Here is a 15,633-nt window from a genome sequence, read left to right on the forward strand (position 1 = left end):
CCGTCGTCTTGTTTCGATGCTGGCGAGGAAAGGTTATCAACCCGGTCTGGCTTTCTCGATTGTGAATCGAGAGTTGGATGCGTTGAACCAATCGTCTTAGCTCAGGACACGCTGTGAAGTTAAGAGTTTTCTGTAACTTGTAGCTAAATCGGGCTACCCTGGAAGTCGTATGTTCAGGTTCAAGCGCAGGTTGAAGCTTTCCGCTCCGGTGATTTTGTTGACCGGAGCATTGGTGATGTCCGGATTCATAGCCACTCCCGCTCTTGCTGACGATGACACGCCGCCAAGTGGGTTTCCTAGCTGGCAGGATGTGCAAAATGCGAAACAGAGTGCTGCTAGCACCGCCACAGAAGTTGCCAAAATCAACGGTCTATTGAACCAGCTACAAACTGACTCGGTCACGTTGGGTGATGCGGCTGTTAGCGCATCAAGCGCCTATCTGACCGCGAAATCCAACCTCGACGCGGCCACGAGTAAAGAAGAGATGCTGAGTAGCCAGCTTCAGCAAGCTGACGAAATGGCTCAGAAACTTCGGAAAGAAGCCGGCAGCCTGGCAGCTCAGTCATATAAGACTGGTAGCGGGAATCTGGGCATTTTTTCTGCACTAGGTGCTATGCAGTCTTCGGATGGATTGCAACGACTCGATCTGATCAATGTGGTTGCACAAAATGCTGCGAACTTGTATAGCCGAGCTGATGCGGCAAAGAAGAGCACCGAATCGCTACAGGCCCAACAGAAACTAGCTCAAGACGAGCGAAGCAAGCTCAATGACGCAGCAAAGTCTAAATACGACGCTGCTGTTGCCGCACAAAAGGCCGTTGAGGACCAGGTATCCAGCACCAAAAGCCAAAGCGATAAACTCAACGCACAGTTGGCTTCACTCAACAACACCGTTGCGGATACTGAGCAGAAATATCAGCAAGGCGTAGCAGCGCAGGCGCAGTACGAAGAAGCACAACAAGCAAAGCAACGAGCAGCGGAAGAGGAAGCTGCACGCCAAGCAGCTCTTCGACCACCGCCCCCGCCCCCTGGCAGCGGTGGACAGGTCACCCCACCGCCGTTGACGCCGCCCGTGACACCGCCGAATATTCCTGGTGGCGGACTTAACGACCCCGCCGGGGCGCAAGCTTTTGCCTCGGCAAACCTCAGTGGTTTCGGCTGGGGACAGGATCAGTTCGGTTGTTTATTGCAATTGTGGAACCGTGAGTCCGGTTGGCGAACCAATGCGACTAACCCCAGCAGCGGTGCTTATGGCATTCCACAGTCGTTGCCTGCCTCGAAGATGGGCTCAATCGCTGGCGACTGGCTGACTAACTATCAAACTCAGGTCATTTGGGGACTGAATTACATCAAAGGCCGTTACGGTTCACCCTGCGGCGCCTGGGCACATTCACAAGCCACCGGCTGGTACTGAGTTCGTTGGTTTTGACGAAGATTCTACTCTGAAGCCTTGTTGGCTTAAGATTGTTGAGTGACCTTGACCGTTTCCCCGCAAGAATCTGCGCATCAACAGGACGAATCTGTAACCCCACGTACCTATGAGGTGCGAACTTATGGCTGCCAAATGAACGTTCACGATTCGGAGCGAATGGCCGGGCTCTTGGAACGCAGCGGCCTCGTGAAAGCCGAAGGCAAGGTGGCCGACGTCGTTGTTTTCAATACTTGTGCGGTTCGTGAAAATGCGGATAACAAACTTTACGGAAACCTCGGCATGCTAGCGCCAGCTAAAGAAGCTAACCCTGGCATGCAAATTGCCGTGGGCGGTTGTCTTGCGCAGAAGGATCGGGACACGATTCTCAAACGGGCGCCCTGGGTGGACGTTGTATTTGGGACTCACAATGTTGGTGCGTTGCCCACTTTGCTGGAACGCGCTCGGCACAACGAAGAAGCACAACTTGAAATCCTTGAGTCGCTTGACGTTTTCCCCTCGACGTTGCCAACTAAACGTGATGCGGTTTACTCCGGTTGGGTTTCGATTTCAGTAGGCTGCAACAACACCTGCACCTTTTGCATCGTGCCATCGTTGCGAGGCAAAGAAAAAGACCGACGCCCGGGCGATATCCTCGCGGAAATTCAGGCATTGGTAGAGGACGGCGCCATTGAAGTCACATTATTAGGCCAAAACGTAAATTCCTACGGCGTGGAGTTTGGCGACCGCCAAGCCTTCTCAAAACTTCTTCGTGCTTGCGGCGAGATCGAGGGCCTGGAGCGAGTGCGCTTTACTAGCCCGCATCCGGCAGCCTTCACTGAAGACGTCATTGAGGCAATGGCCGAAACGCATAATGTAATGCCGCAACTACACATGCCGCTGCAGTCAGGATCGGACAAAGTTCTCAAAGACATGCGGCGCTCGTATCGTTCGAGCAAGTTCCTAGGCATTCTCGACAAAGTGCGAACGCAAATCCCGGATGCGGCAATCTCGACCGACATTATTGTCGGCTTCCCTGGCGAAACTGAAGAGGATTTCCAAGCGACGCTTGATGTAGTAGCAAAGTCACGTTTTGCCACAGCTTTCACCTTCCAATATTCGAAGCGACCAGGCACTCCCGCTGCGGATCTGCCGGACCAATTGCCTAAGGCAGTAGTCCAAGAGCGTTTCGAACGCTTAACGGCTTTGCAAGACCAAATTAGCGCGGAAGAGAATGCCCGGCAGATCGGCCGCGAAGTCGAACTTATGGTGACGGCTGGTAGTGGCAAAAAGGCGGCTGAAACTCAACGACTTTCGGGCCGTGCGAAAGACAGCCGACTGGTGCATTTCGCCGTTCCGGAGGGCGAAGAGACTCCTCGGCCAGGAGATTTGGTTACCGTAACGATTACCGAGGCTGCCAGTTTCCACTTAGTGGCAGATCCGCTGCCCGGCAGTGTCTATCGACTCAGGCGTTCTCGAGCGGGGGACGCCTGGGACCTTGCCCAAGCAGAGTTTTGTGGTGTGCCTAACGGCGCGCAGGGCACCTCCGATGGTGGAAAAAGCTCAGTGTCACTTGGCATGCCAACCATTCCTGTTTTGCCAGCTCGATAAGCAGCCACCTTGGCGCGAATCAGCAATGCAATTGGTATCAATCCACCGATAGTGATCGCGGTTGTCGGTGCCACCGGTACCGGGAAGTCCGAACTTAGCCTCGCGCTAGCCGAACAAATCGGCGGCGAGATTATCAACGCCGATTCAATGCAGTTCTATCGAGGGATGGACATCGGCACCGCAAAGCTGACCTTAGCGGAGCGCCGTGGAATTCCCCATCATCTTTTGGACACGCTTGAGATAGCCGAAGAAGCGAGCGTTGCGCGTTATCAAGAGCAAGCTCGCGAAGCCATCGAGGATATTCAGTCCAGAGGCCTACATCCAATCCTGGTTGGTGGTTCTGGTCTTTATCTTCGGGCAGCCCTCGACGTACTCGAATTTCCTGGCACCGACCCACAGCTACGCCGTCGGCTGGAAAGCGAACTAGCTGATTCTGACATAGCAAAATTTAGAGACCGACTTCGCCTCGTTGATTCAATCTCGGAGAAGCGTATTGGCGATGAGAAACGACTCGTTCGTGCTCTTGAAGTCTACGAATTAACCGGCCGGCCATTTTCCTCTTTCATGCCGCAACGGGAGTATGTTCAACCGACGTTTCAGATCGGTTTGAACGGAGATCGCGCAGGTTTGCACGAACGCCTGGCTCGCCGAGTTCACTCGATGGTTGAAGCTGGTCTACCGGAAGAAGTCGCTGGGCTTGCGCTCAGAGGGCTTAGCGACGGCAAAACCGCTTCGCGGGCGTTGGGTTACTTGCAGTTTCTGCGGACTATGAGTGAGCCTGATTACAGCCGGGGACAGGCAGCCGAAGACACGATCATTGCTACCAGACAATTTGCGCGGCGTCAGATCACCTGGTTCACTGCCGATCCAAGGGTTCAATGGCTCGATTACGCTTCCCCTGAACTTCCGGCTTTGGCAAAGGAGATGCTCAGCAGATTCTAAGCGTAGTTGAATACCGTAGGCTTGAATCATGACTAGCACCGCGCTGCACCGGCTTACCGGAGTGAGCTTTTCTAAGGGCCATGGAACCGGTAACGACTTCATTTTGATCGCAGATCCTGACGGTGTTCACGATATCGATGAGGCAACGGTGGTGGCGGCATGCGATCGGCACCGAGGTATCGGCGCTGATGGCTTTATTCGAGCGATAAAATCTCGCGAACTCGCCGAAGGAACAGCAGTTCTGGACGCTAATCCACATGCCGAATGGTTTATGGACTACCGCAATGCGGATGGCTCAATTTCAGAGATGTGTGGAAATGGTGTTCGAGTTTTTGTGCAGTTTCTGCTCGAGTCGGAGTTGGTCTGGCTCGAGCCTGGTCAAATACTGCCGATAGGAACACGCGACGGCGTCAAGCTTGTTCGGCGAACGGCAGCGGGCTTCTCAGTGGATATGGGCCAATGGAAATTTACGATGCCACAGACCGCTGAAGATCGTGGCGTTGATTCATTAGTTACCGCAAATGGCTTGGATGTGGCGCGACCGGCTTTGTCTATCAACACCGGGAATGCGCATACTTTGGTCGCGTTGGCACATCGTGCTGAGCTCGATGAACTTGACCTGCACCGTGCTCCGATCGTTGATCCTGTGCCGGAACACGGCTCGAATGTTGAATTCGCACTGCCTCACGACCCGTTGGTAGTCGGTGGAATTGCCGAGATCAGCATGCGCGTTTTTGAGCGTGGCGTCGGAGAAACGCTTTCTTGCGGCACTGGCGCATGTGCCGCCGCGGCAGCGACTCGATTTTGGGCCGGTGAAGGGGCACCTGCTGAATGGAAAATTAATGTGCCAGGTGGCTCGGTAGTAGCGAAATTCTTTGTGGCAGAAGATCAAACCGAACACGTTGAGCTTTCTGGACCAGCGGTGATCGTCGCGCGTGGAGTGTTTTCCTAATTTTCGCTTAGCCTCTAACACCGGGTAGCTCACTTGGCGAAACTTCCAGGCCACTTTCACGTAATTGGAGTAGACTGTCTTTTTGGCGCCGGCGCATCCGAAGGCATCGGGCGGAGGGGTAATCAACAATGGCGAGCGAGAGCCAAACGGATTCAGTGCGCAAGGAACACATTCTTGAAGCTGAAGATGCCGGCTATCACAAAGGGTTGAAGAACCGTCAGATCCAAATGATTGCCATTGGTGGGGCGATCGGAACCGGACTTTTTATGGGCTCCGGGGGACGCCTAGCCAGCGCTGGTCCGTCGTTGATTATCAGCTATGCAATTTGCGGATTCTTCGCATTCATTATCTTACGTGCGCTCGGCGAGCTGGTGTTACACAGGCCTTCATCGGGGTCCTTTGTCTCGTACGCTCGAGAGTTCTTCGGTGAAAAGGCAGCCTTTGTCACGGGCTGGATGTACTGGCTCAATTGGGCGATGACCTCGATTGTGGACTCGACCGCTGTCGCACTTTATATGAATTTCTTTGGCAAGTATTGGGCGCCCTTGGGTGCGGTTCCGCAGTGGATCTACGCTTTGGCCGCGCTGGTGATTGTGCTGGGGCTGAACTTGGTTTCGGTAAAAGTTTTTGGCGAGATGGAATTCTGGTTCGCACTGATTAAGGTCGTTGCCCTGGTCGCCTTTCTACTGGTCGGGATCTATTTCGTTATTTTTGGCACCCCAATTGCTGGGCATGAAGTTGGGTTTAGCCTTATTGCCAATAATGGTGGTCTCTTCCCGAACGGGATCTTGCCCGCCCTCGTCGTCATTCAAGGTGTGGTTTTTGCCTACGCTTCGGTGGAGCTCGTGGGTACAGCAGCTGGTGAGACCGAAAATCCAGCCAAAATCATTCCGAAAGCAATTAACACGGTTATCTTCCGAATCGCGATTTTCTACGTTGGTTCGCTTGTTTTGCTCTCGCTTTTGCTGCCGTTTAACTCCTACAAAGAAGGGGAAAGTCCATTTGTCACCTTCTTTGGCTCGATTGGCATTCAAGGTATCGACGCGATTATGAATCTGGTGGTGTTGACCGCAGCCCTGTCTTCGCTCAACGCTGGCCTGTATTCCACCGGTCGAGTGCTCCGCTCGATGGCGATGGCAGGATCTGCGCCAAAATTCGCCGCTCGGATGAACAAATCTGGCGTTCCCTACGGCGGTATTGCCTTGACTGCCTTTGTGGGCTTGCTGGGCGTTGTGCTCAACGCTATCTATCCGTCGCAAGCATTCGAAATTGTGCTGAACGTGGCGTCACTGGGCATCATCTCAGCCTGGGCGATGATTGTGCTTTGCCAGATGAGACTAGCCGATTGGGCCAAGAAGGGCCGACTCCTGAGGCCATCATTTCGGCTATTCGGCGCACCCTATACGGGCTATTTAACTTTGCTTTTCTTGCTAACCGTGCTCGTTCTGATGTCTTTCGACTACCCGATTGGCACCTTCACAGTGTCCTCGTTAGTGATCATTATTCCGTTGCTGATCCTAGGTTGGTTCGTCTTTCGTGGACGTATTCGCGAATTAGCTGAGCAACGTCAAGGTTTCACTGGAGCGTATCCGGTGGTGGCGAATCTACCGGTCAGAGAGCCGAACAAAAGACAAAAAGGTACTAGTCCCGATGCCTGACTTCTAGGATTCGAAAGGACTTAGCCGTACTAAATCTGCGTACCTCAAGGTCAGCGAACTCTTCGGTAATCCAACGCTGCAAAGAGTCTGAGCCGAGGTTCTTCTGGACGACCAAATAGGCTGTTCCGCTCGGGGTCAGTCGGGGTAACCAGGTTCGAAGAATGTGATGCAATACGTCTTTGCCTACCCGAATAGGCGGGTTGGACCAAATGGTCTGAAATCGAATTGACGGGTCAAGTTCGTCCGGTTGACTTACCTGAACATTGCCCAGGCCCAACGCAGCTGCATTTTCTGCGGTCAAAGCGAGCGAACGTTCATTGACGTCCACGGCATGAATTCGAGCTTGCGGAGATTTTAACGCTAGCGTCAGCGCGATCGGACCCCAGCCGCAACCGATGTCAAGCAAATCGCCGTCGGAGGCTGGAGCTGGCGCCTCGGCGAGCAACACAGCGGCGCCCTTATCAATCCCCTCAGGGGAGAAAATCCCAGAATCTGTGTTGAGCAGGCGTTCTTGGCCTCCGAGCGAAACTCGCAATTGACGGCGGTTGTGGGCGCTCCCGGGCGCGGCGCTGAAGTAATGATCTGACATCAAAGACACCATAGCCGCTTTGAGCTTCGCATCGAGAATCTTCGACTCTGGCCTGATATAGTAGACACATGTTGATTTTCCTCTAATTGCGCACGCTCATCTCTGAGCCTGAGCCTGAGCATCGAACGTCGATTTCGCGCATTTTGCTGACGAAACCGTTCATCCGTTGAACATATCGAGCTTGTTCGCTTTTGGAATTTTGAGGAATCCATGTCACCCCCATTTATTATTCGCGCCTATCAGCGCGCCAACACCGAGACACGGGTTTCACCGAAGCCGAACGCTATTTGCACGTCTACGCGACCGGCACGGAAGTGAACAACAACTTCAGCACTCCCGACGGCTTAAGCCAACCAATTCAAACTTTCATGCACGCAAGCATTTAAAACGAAGCAGAATTCCGCCGCGATTATTGCCGCGTTTATCGCTGCCACCGTTATCTCAGCAAACTTTAGGAGGTCTAGATGACTGCTAAGCCAAAAGACCAGATGCAAGATACCGAGGCTGTCAGTGCCTCGGACTACGATAGAAGTCTCAGTTCTAAAAGGAGAATATGACCACTCAGGAAGAGTCCAACCAAGGAATCGAGAAAAGCGATGCTGCCGGTCAGGATATGAGCCCGGCAGAAATTCAAGCTGTTATTGATCGAATCTTGGCCAAGGACACCGCCAAAGGCGGCTCGCCACAGGATGCGCACGATGGCGTTCTGGACGGACGAGCCCAGGCGCTGAGCAGTCTCAGTCAAGAACACAGCGAGTACGACGGCGAGCAAGAGGATCTACAGGAACGGCGGGCTTTGGGCCGCGTTGCTGGCTTGTCCACTGAGCTCGATGACGTGACTGAAGTCGAGTATCGGCAGCTTCGCCTAGAGCGCGTGGTCTTGGCCGGGCTCTGGAGCGAAGGCACGTTGGCCGACGCGGAGAACTCGCTTCGAGAACTTGCCGCGCTTGCTGAAACCGCTGGTTCCGAAGTTCTCGATGGCCTAGTACAACGCCGGTCTAAGCCAGATCCAGGCACCTTTCTTGGTTCGGGTAAAGCGCTCGCATTGAAGGATGTCGTTTCCGCTACCGGAGCGGATACCGTCGTGGTGGATGCCGAGCTGGCACCCTCCCAGCGCCGGTCACTCGAAGACATCGTCAAAGTCAAGGTAATTGATCGAACGGCATTGATCCTTGATATCTTCGCTCAGCATGCCAAGTCTCGCGAAGGTAAAGCGCAAGTTGAACTAGCTCAACTTGAGTACCTTTTGCCACGACTGCGTGGTTGGGGCGAATCCATGTCTCGACAAGCGGGTGGTCAGGTTGGTGGTGCCGGCGCGGGTATGGGTTCCAGAGGGCCTGGCGAGACAAAAATTGAACTAGATCGCCGTCGAATTCGGACTCGAATGGCAAAGTTGCGGCGGGAAATTGCTGCGATGAAGCCAGCGCGAGAAGCGAAACGGGCCAATCGGCGTCGCTCCGAGGTTCCTTCAGCGGCGATCGCTGGCTACACCAACGCTGGTAAGTCATCAATCCTTAATCGCCTCACTCACGCAGGGGTTCTCGTCCAAAACGCGCTTTTCGCCACATTGGACCCAACCGTCCGCAAGGCAGCAACTCCGGATGGCATCGGGTTTACGCTTGCCGACACCGTGGGATTCGTGCGTTCGTTGCCAACGCAACTTGTGGAAGCTTTTCGATCGACTTTGGAAGAAGTTGCGGACGCGGACTTGATCCTGCACGTTGTCGATGTATCGCATCCAGACCCAGAAGGGCAGATTGCGGCGGTCCGAGAGGTGCTCTCCGAGGTCGATGCGCGTAAGATCCCGGAGATCATTGTGCTCAATAAGGCTGACGCCGCGGACCCGCTGGTGATTCAGCGGCTGACTCAGCGTGAAACTCGCTCAGTTTTGGTTTCGGCCAGAACTGGTCAGGGTATTGATGAGCTCTTAGAACTCATTAGCCAGGCCATTCCGCGACCCGGAGTGGAGTTGGAATTGATGATTCCTTATGACCGGGGCGACTTGGTCAGTAAATTGCATCAAACAGATGCTGAAATACTGAGTCAGGAGCACGGGGAAGCCGGCACTTGGCTCAAGGTAAAGGTCCGAGAAGGCCTGGCCGCTGAACTGAAGGAGTTCGCCCACCGGGGCTAAGCACTAATGGCTGATACAACGACTGACACGCCACTTTCCAGCGATGCCGCGACAACTGAGCCAGCTCGTGCTCAAGTTTCGGCGGAGAACCCGGAAAAATTGGCATTGGAACTGCTTGATGCAGCGGTCAATGCCATGGGTGGGCAGCAACGTCCCGGCCAGCACGAAATGGTCCGGCATGTGGTGCGCTCGATTGAATCGGGCGACCACCTGCTAGTCCAGGCCGGCACTGGCACCGGTAAGTCTTTGGCCTATTTAATCCCGCTCATCGTGCATGCTTTGGGCAATGACAAACCCTCATTGGTTGCGACGGCCACGCTTGCCCTGCAAGCCCAGATCGTTGGCAGGGACTTGCCAAGGCTACTAGCCGCGATCGAACCAGTTTTGGGCCGGAAGATCGACGTGGCTTTGGTCAAGGGCCGTAGCAACTATTTATGTCGGCACAAAGTCTCCGGCGGGTTTCCGACCGACGAGCCTGAAGACGGCCAGCTTTTTGCCCTAGGTGAAGACACATCGGTGGTGCACCTACCAGGCTCCGGTCCCACTACTGCAATGGGTCGCGAGGTGGTGCGCTTGCGGGAGTGGGCTGAGGAGACGAGCACGGGGGACCGAGACGAACTAACCCCCGGCGTAACAGATCGAGCCTGGCGCCAGGTTTCAGTTACCTCGATTGAATGCCTTGGTGCGCAAAAGTGCCCGATGGCGACCGAATGTTTTAGCGAACAGGCGCGGGCCCGTGGTGCGAAAGCAGACGTTGTGGTGACCAATCACGCAATGCTGGCGATTAGCGCCTTTGAAGGCCTCGCGGTATTACCTGAATATGACGTAGTGGTCGTCGACGAAGCCCATGAGCTCGTCGATCGAGTAACTAGCACTGTTTCAGGACAACTTTCTTCGGCGATGGTCAATGCGGCGGCAAGCGGCGCGCGTCGGCACACCGCAATCAGCGTTGATGACCTACACGCAGCCGCGAATGCCTTGGATGAGGTGTTGCACGGAGTCGAGGCCGGTTGGTTGCCGGACGGCTTGGCGCAGCGTCAATTGGATGCGATCAGCATGCTTCGTGAAGCAACTCGGGTGGCGTTGTCTGACTCCAAAGGCGAGTCTTCACAAGTCTCAGACGGCGGCCGACAAATGGCACGATCACGGTTACTGCTGATTTTGGAGTTGTGCGAGCGGCTATTGGCGGTTGCTGAATCTGGCGAAGTGGTCTGGATCTCGAGACAAGGCAACTTTGATCCGAAGCGAGGCTACGCTCCAGCGGATGAAGCTGAGCCCGCAACGGTCAATATCGCGCCCCTCAGTGTTGCCATGAAACTACGTGATGGCCTCTTTGGCGAACACACCGCGATCCTGACTTCGGCAACGCTTGCTATCGGTGAGGCATTTGAACCTACAGCGGGCGGGCTCGGCCTGTTAGGCAATGGCGCGCCAAGCTGGACCGGCGCCGATGTGGGCAGTCCGTTCGACTATCCGAAACAAGGCATGTTGTACGTGGCAGCTCATTTAGAGAAGCCCGGGCGCGGTAACTCGCCCGCACAATTGGACGAGTTGGAAGCACTCTTATTGGCCTCAGGTGGCGGAGCCTTGTGCCTCTTCTCCTCGCGGAAAGCGGCAGAGGACGCGGCAGCTGAAATGAGGTCACGTCTTCAACTGGATATTTTGTGTCAGGGTGAAACCTCGATGGCGGCGCTGATCAAGCAGTTTGAAGCCGAGCCAAACACCTGTCTTTTTGGCACCATGTCATTGTGGCAAGGCGTTGATGTGCAAGGCGACTCCTGCCGACTGGTAACAATCGATAGAATCCCGTTTCCACGGCCGGATGATCCCCTGATGACGGCACGGACCCGTGCAGTTGCCCAATCAGGAGGCAATGGGTTTATGTCGATCTCGGCAACGCATGCGGCAATCAGATTGGCGCAAGGTGCAGGGCGTTTGATTCGGTCATCCACCGACCGAGGGGTTGTTGCGGTCCTAGATTCACGATTAGCAACCGCCAGATATGGCGGGTTTTTGCGCGCCGCCCTGCCGCCATTTTGGGCAACGACTGACCGAAAAGTCGCCCTTTCCGCACTTCAACGCTTGGCGCATTAGTCAAGGCGTCAAGCGTTAGGACTGCAAGCGTTAGGGCGTCGAGGTATTGCGCCGCGTTTTATAGCGCTCGAAGAACCGTGACGACCTTACCCATAATCGTTGCGTAGTCACCCAAAATCGGTTCATACTGCGTGTTCTGTGGCAGAAGCCAAGTATGCCCATCGCGCTGCCTGAAGGTCTTAACTGTTGACTCATCATCGAGCAACGCGGCAACGATATCGCCGTTGATCGCTTCATTTTGACGTCGGACAACCACCCAGTCGCCGTCGCAGATAGCCGCGTCGATCATGGAGTCCCCGGCGACTTTGAGCATGAACAGCTCGCCATGGCCGACTAGCTGACGCGGCAGCGGCATCACATCGTCTACCACTTGGTCCGCCAGAATTGGCCCACCGGCAGCGATTCGGCCGACGAGAGGCACCATTGCGGTGTCCTGCGCGCTACCTAATTGAGCGACGTTGAGACCTTTGGCTGAGCTGCGAAGCTGTTCAGCATCTTCGAGTCCTTCAATGTCAACGGAGCCGCTTTCAAGAGTCAGCGGAATAAGAACTTCCATAGCTCGGGGTCTTTTAGGATCTCGGCGTAAATAGCCCTGTTTTTCTAATTGCGAAAGCTGATGCGTAACGCTAGAGAGGCTAGCCAAGCCCACAACATCGCCAATTTCGCGCATCGACGGTGGATAGCCGTTGGCGCTAATGGAGCGTTGGATGCATTCCAGAATCTTCTTCTGTCGCATCGTGAGGCCCTTCAGCTTGGCGCGCGCGGAGAGCGCCCCATTCTGATTGTCCTGTGCTGCCATTTCGATCCACCTTCCAGAGCTTGGAACTAGGTACCTTGCTAGATCGATCAACGAATACTGTCGGTGCTCGCTGATGGAATAGTGACATGAACGAAACAGCTTCGAGTGTCGCCTTCTTAGCAAGGTCTGACTTCAGATTAAGGCACTCGGGGCCCAAATTCAAATATATGTTCTAGCGAGTCTTGGCAAGTCTCGTTTACATGTGCTAAAAATGTATCAGATGATTCGAAAACATGTTCTATAGATCGGTATGGCAAATGTCAGCCATGGGGCACGAATTCGAATCGACGACCAGGAAGGTGATAGCGATGTCGGCAATCAGTATTCATTCAGTTCGACGGATCAGTGCCACAGTTTCGAGCGAAGGTAGCTCCGGCGAGGTTTTGAAGCCCGTAGAACCTTCAAAGCGGTCCCTTCGGCTGACGCGTAGGGGACGATTGGTATTTATCGGGGTGCCGTTCGTTTTGCTCGCCGTTTTAGCTTTGGTGCTGGTGGGTGTTTTGACCTCTCCTTTGAAAGCCAGCGTCGACTCTGCATCTGGTATCGAGGCAAGTAAGGTAACCGTTCAGTCGGGTGAATCGATTTGGTCGATCGCTGCTGAAGCGGGCCTTAATCGTGATCTTCGTGATGTGGTTTCTGAGATTGTGCAGCTCAACAGCTTGTCGACTTCGGTATTGTCGCCAGGGCAGCAGATTTTTGTGCCGGGTAAATAAACGTTCATTTCTTCAGGTTTTCCGGCCCGCGGTTAGAGCGATGTGAATTACTTGCGTGACGAGTAACATCGCCTCTGTTTTCGCAGTAGATGAGGCCCTCCCGTAAACTAGCTCGGTGAGTGAACAAGTTCCCGCAGAGCGGATGGCGAAACTGAGCCGGCTACCGCTCCGCGATGATTTGCATGGTTTAGAACCCTACGGCGCCCCGCAACTAGACGTTCCGATTTTACTGAACGTCAATGAAAATACTCATGGAGTTCCCGCTGACGCTAAAGCGGCAATTATGAAGGCAGTAGAGCTTTCGCTAGCAGGTTTGAACCGCTATCCAGATCGAGATTTCGTCGAGTTACGTACATGGCTTGCCAACTATCTTGGCCACAACCTCAGCCTGAGTAATATTTGGGCGGCCAATGGCTCTAATGAGGTTCTTCAGCAGATCTTGCAAGCTTTTGGTGGCCCCGGACGGAGTTTACTCAGTTTTCCGCCTACCTACTCAATGTATCCGTTGCTCGCCAGCGGAACCGGGACTAAGTATCTAGCCGGTCGCAGAGGCGAGGATTTCTCGTTAAGCGCCAGTGCTGCAGCTGAGCAGGTGCTTGAGTTTTCGCCGAATGTTGTCATCTTGTGTTCGCCGAACAACCCAACCGGCACTTCGCTGGGTTTAGATGTTGTCGAGGCGGTCTACGACGCCGGCGCTGCCTCACAAACCATTGTCATAGTTGATGAGGCTTACGCTGAGTTTGCGCAGAGTGATGCGCCAAGCGCGCTGACCTTGTTGCCTGGCCGGGAGCGACTGATCGTTTCGCGCACCATGAGCAAGGCGTTTGCGCTGGCAGGCGCGAGGCTCGGCTATCTTGCCGCAGCCGAAGAGATTACTGATGCGCTGCGTTTGGTGCGGCTGCCGTACCATCTCTCCGCTTTGACGCAGGCAACTGCTATTGCTGCCTTGGCGCACTCTGAATCATTACAAGCCAATGTTGAAGACATCAAAGTCCAACGTGATCGCATTGTGGCGGGACTCCGGCAGCTGGGGCTTAACCCGGCTCGTTCTGATGCCAATTTTGTCTTTTTCAGCGGTGTGCCGGATCCGCAAGGGCTTTGGCAAGGTTTGCTCGATGTTGGCGTGTTGATTCGCGACGTCGGAATAGCCGGAAGTTTGCGGGTGACAGCGGGTACCGAACAAGAGACCTCTGCTTTTCTTGAACATACCGCCAGATTGTTAGGGAATCCGGTCCCGCACGGTTCCGTAGACTAGATCAATACTCTGATTCAACAAAGGAAACTCATGAGCATGCGCACTGCGCGATTGGAACGGAGCACCTCCGAGTCTTCTGTTCTGGTTGAGGTGAACCTAGATGGAACGGGCAAGTCTGAGATTGAGACGACTGTGCCGTTCTACAACCACATGCTGACTGCGCTCTCAAAGCATTCACTCATCGATCTGAGGGTGAAAGCGTCGGGTGACACAGATATCGACGTGCATCACACAGTAGAAGACGTGGCTATTACCCTGGGCGAAGTACTACGCACCGCATTGGGCGATAAAGCCGGAATCCGGCGTTTCGGTGAGGCAACGATTCCGCTCGATGAGGCACTGGCACACGCCGTCGTCGACGTTTCCGGTCGCCCTTACCTTGTGCATAGTGGTGAACCAGCGGGGCAGGAGTACCACCTCATTGGCGGTCACTTCACCGGTTCGCTCACCAGGCACGTCTTCGAAGCGATAACTTTGCACGCGCAAATTTGTCTGCACATGCGAGTGCTCGCCGGTCGAGACCCGCATCATATTGTTGAGGCTCAGTTTAAAGCTTTTGCCAGAGCGCTTCGCTCCGCGGTCGAATCGGACCCGCGTGTCGATGGCATTCCGTCGACAAAGGGACTGCTGTGATGGCTACCGTAACGGTTCTTGATTACGGCTCAGGAAACGTTCGCTCTGCCGTGCGTGCATTGGAACGAGCCGGGGCTGAAGTGACGCTCAGTGCTAAAGCCGACGATGTGCTCAACGCTGATGGGCTGGTGGTGCCCGGAGTGGGTGCTTTTGCTACCGTCATGAAAGAGCTTAAAAGCGTCGATGCACTTCGAATGATTGGCAGGCGAGTCGCAGGTGGTAGGCCGGTCTTAGCCATTTGCGTAGGCTTGCAGATTCTCTTCGAGGCTGGTGTTGAACACGGAAATTCGGAACCAGGAATGGGCGAATGGCCGGGAACAGTTGAGCTTCTTCCTGCAGACGTAGTTCCTCACATGGGTTGGAATACGGTCCAGGCTCCGGCGGACAGCATGCTTTTCGACGGTGTTCGTGATGAGCGTTTCTATTTTGTGCACTCTTATGGCGTGCAGCACTGGGATTTCGATGTAACCCAGCCAAAAATGAAACCGCCCGCGGTGACGTGGAGCGAGCACGGCGCCAAGTTCATTGCAGCAGTGGAAAATGGCCCACTCTGTGCAACACAATTCCATCCCGAGAAATCTGACGATGCCGGAGCTCGGTTGTTAAAAAACTGGGTCGATTCGCTTCCAGCGACCGGCCGGAACCAGGTGGCTTGAATGATTCCGCTTCTCTTGATGGGCCTAGGCGGCCTGATGATCGGCGGCGTCATCGCCTTCTGGCAGCAAAAGGCCCCACGCTGGGTGCCGATCGCGTTCGCCGTCGTCGCGGTGATGTCGCTTGTTGCCGCCTACCTATTCACTCTTAACCAATAATTCGCCTGAAACGCAAAAAGAACCAGAGGAACC

Annotated in this window: 14 protein-coding genes; 12 read left to right on the forward strand and 2 right to left on the reverse strand. The window is 54.6% G+C overall.

Annotated elements, in window-relative coordinates:
- Nucleotides 1-169: 169 nt before the first annotated feature.
- The 5 genes from RSAL33209_RS03085 (at nucleotide 170) to RSAL33209_RS03105 (ending at nucleotide 6,571) form a co-directional block, all read left to right on the forward strand.
- A complete protein-coding gene (locus RSAL33209_RS03085) occupies nucleotides 170-1,414 on the forward strand; it encodes a coiled-coil domain-containing protein (RefSeq protein ID WP_012244171.1) in 1,245 nt (414 codons plus the stop codon).
- 57 nt (nucleotides 1,415-1,471) lie between these two features.
- Nucleotides 1,472-3,019, forward strand: a complete 1,548-nt coding sequence (gene miaB / locus RSAL33209_RS03090) for a tRNA (N6-isopentenyl adenosine(37)-C2)-methylthiotransferase MiaB (RefSeq protein ID WP_012244172.1) — start codon at nucleotides 1,472-1,474, stop codon at nucleotides 3,017-3,019.
- A gap of 9 nt (nucleotides 3,020-3,028) precedes the next feature.
- Complete coding sequence (gene miaA / locus RSAL33209_RS03095; protein WP_012244173.1) at nucleotides 3,029-3,961, forward strand: tRNA (adenosine(37)-N6)-dimethylallyltransferase MiaA; 933 nt, start codon at nucleotides 3,029-3,031, stop codon at nucleotides 3,959-3,961.
- A 28-nt stretch (nucleotides 3,962-3,989) separates the two neighbouring features.
- Nucleotides 3,990-4,913 carry a diaminopimelate epimerase gene (dapF, locus tag RSAL33209_RS03100; protein ID WP_012244174.1) on the forward strand — a complete coding sequence of 308 codons (924 nt, stop codon included), beginning with the start codon at nucleotides 3,990-3,992 and terminating at the stop codon, nucleotides 4,911-4,913.
- Nucleotides 4,914-5,041: 128 nt separating this feature from the next.
- Nucleotides 5,042-6,571, forward strand: coding sequence for an amino acid permease (locus RSAL33209_RS03105; protein WP_012244175.1), 1,530 nt, complete (start codon nucleotides 5,042-5,044; stop codon nucleotides 6,569-6,571).
- Here RSAL33209_RS03105 and RSAL33209_RS03110 read toward each other — a convergent pair.
- Nucleotides 6,555-7,163 carry a class I SAM-dependent methyltransferase gene (locus RSAL33209_RS03110; protein WP_041685089.1) on the reverse strand — a complete coding sequence of 203 codons (609 nt, stop codon included), beginning with the start codon at nucleotides 7,161-7,163 and terminating at the stop codon, nucleotides 6,555-6,557. The two genes, RSAL33209_RS03105 and RSAL33209_RS03110, sit on opposite strands and share 17 nt — an antisense overlap.
- Nucleotides 7,164-7,713: 550 nt before the next feature.
- On the opposite strand from RSAL33209_RS03110, the gene hflX reads away from it, so the two are divergent.
- Together hflX and RSAL33209_RS03120 are read left to right on the forward strand one after the other, a co-directional pair.
- On the forward strand, nucleotides 7,714-9,294 hold the full coding sequence (hflX, locus tag RSAL33209_RS03115) for a GTPase HflX (protein ID WP_012244177.1): 1,581 nt from the start codon (nucleotides 7,714-7,716) through the stop codon (nucleotides 9,292-9,294).
- A gap of 6 nt (nucleotides 9,295-9,300) precedes the next feature.
- Entirely contained in the window at nucleotides 9,301-11,388 is a 2,088-nt protein-coding gene (locus RSAL33209_RS03120) for an ATP-dependent DNA helicase (RefSeq protein WP_012244178.1), read from the forward strand.
- A gap of 58 nt (nucleotides 11,389-11,446) precedes the next feature.
- Here RSAL33209_RS03120 and lexA read toward each other — a convergent pair whose 3' ends face one another.
- Entirely contained in the window at nucleotides 11,447-12,187 is a 741-nt protein-coding gene (gene lexA, locus RSAL33209_RS03125) for a transcriptional repressor LexA (protein ID WP_041684362.1), read from the reverse strand.
- Between the two features lie 308 nt (nucleotides 12,188-12,495).
- Between lexA and RSAL33209_RS03130 the strand changes: the two genes are divergently transcribed.
- The 5 genes from RSAL33209_RS03130 (at nucleotide 12,496) to RSAL33209_RS17735 (ending at nucleotide 15,600) form a co-directional block, all read left to right on the forward strand.
- Nucleotides 12,496-12,900, forward strand: a complete 405-nt coding sequence (locus tag RSAL33209_RS03130; RefSeq protein WP_080503746.1) for a LysM peptidoglycan-binding domain-containing protein — start codon at nucleotides 12,496-12,498, stop codon at nucleotides 12,898-12,900.
- Between the two features lie 142 nt (nucleotides 12,901-13,042).
- On the forward strand, nucleotides 13,043-14,155 hold the full coding sequence (locus RSAL33209_RS03135; RefSeq protein WP_041685092.1) for a histidinol-phosphate transaminase: 1,113 nt from the start codon (nucleotides 13,043-13,045) through the stop codon (nucleotides 14,153-14,155).
- Between the two features lie 30 nt (nucleotides 14,156-14,185).
- Nucleotides 14,186-14,788, forward strand: coding sequence for an imidazoleglycerol-phosphate dehydratase HisB (hisB, locus tag RSAL33209_RS03140; protein ID WP_012244182.1), 603 nt, complete (start codon nucleotides 14,186-14,188; stop codon nucleotides 14,786-14,788).
- Entirely contained in the window at nucleotides 14,788-15,444 is a 657-nt protein-coding gene (hisH, locus tag RSAL33209_RS03145; RefSeq protein ID WP_233494262.1) for an imidazole glycerol phosphate synthase subunit HisH, read from the forward strand. Before hisB ends, hisH begins: the two co-directional genes overlap by 1 nt.
- Nucleotides 15,445-15,600, forward strand: a complete 156-nt coding sequence (locus RSAL33209_RS17735) for a hypothetical protein (RefSeq protein WP_012244184.1) — start codon at nucleotides 15,445-15,447, stop codon at nucleotides 15,598-15,600.
- The last annotated feature ends 33 nt before the right edge of the window (nucleotides 15,601-15,633 follow it).

Origin of the sequence: Renibacterium salmoninarum ATCC 33209 (assembly GCF_000018885.1) — a bacterium.
In the GTDB taxonomy this organism is placed as follows: domain Bacteria; phylum Actinomycetota; class Actinomycetes; order Actinomycetales; family Micrococcaceae; genus Renibacterium; species Renibacterium salmoninarum.

Excerpts from the sequence above, each read along its gene's own strand:
- RSAL33209_RS03135 (WP_041685092.1), top strand. The coding sequence starts at position 13,043 with ATGGCGAAACTGAGCCGGCTACCGCTCCGCGATGATTTGCATGGTTTA.
- RSAL33209_RS17735 (WP_012244184.1), top strand. The coding sequence starts at position 15,445 with ATGATTCCGCTTCTCTTGATGGGCCTAGGCGGCCTGATGATCGGCGGC.
- hisB (WP_012244182.1), top strand. The coding sequence starts at position 14,186 with ATGAGCATGCGCACTGCGCGATTGGAACGGAGCACCTCCGAGTCTTCT.
- RSAL33209_RS03130 (WP_080503746.1), top strand. The coding sequence starts at position 12,496 with ATGTCGGCAATCAGTATTCATTCAGTTCGACGGATCAGTGCCACAGTT.
- hisH (WP_233494262.1), top strand. The coding sequence starts at position 14,788 with ATGGCTACCGTAACGGTTCTTGATTACGGCTCAGGAAACGTTCGCTCT.
- hflX (WP_012244177.1), top strand. The coding sequence starts at position 7,714 with ATGACCACTCAGGAAGAGTCCAACCAAGGAATCGAGAAAAGCGATGCT.
- RSAL33209_RS03120 (WP_012244178.1), top strand. The coding sequence starts at position 9,301 with ATGGCTGATACAACGACTGACACGCCACTTTCCAGCGATGCCGCGACA.
- dapF (WP_012244174.1), top strand. The coding sequence starts at position 3,990 with ATGACTAGCACCGCGCTGCACCGGCTTACCGGAGTGAGCTTTTCTAAG.
- RSAL33209_RS03105 (WP_012244175.1), top strand. The coding sequence starts at position 5,042 with ATGGCGAGCGAGAGCCAAACGGATTCAGTGCGCAAGGAACACATTCTT.
- lexA (WP_041684362.1), bottom strand. The coding sequence starts at position 12,187 with ATGGCAGCACAGGACAATCAGAATGGGGCGCTCTCCGCGCGCGCCAAG.
- RSAL33209_RS03085 (WP_012244171.1), top strand. The coding sequence starts at position 170 with ATGTTCAGGTTCAAGCGCAGGTTGAAGCTTTCCGCTCCGGTGATTTTG.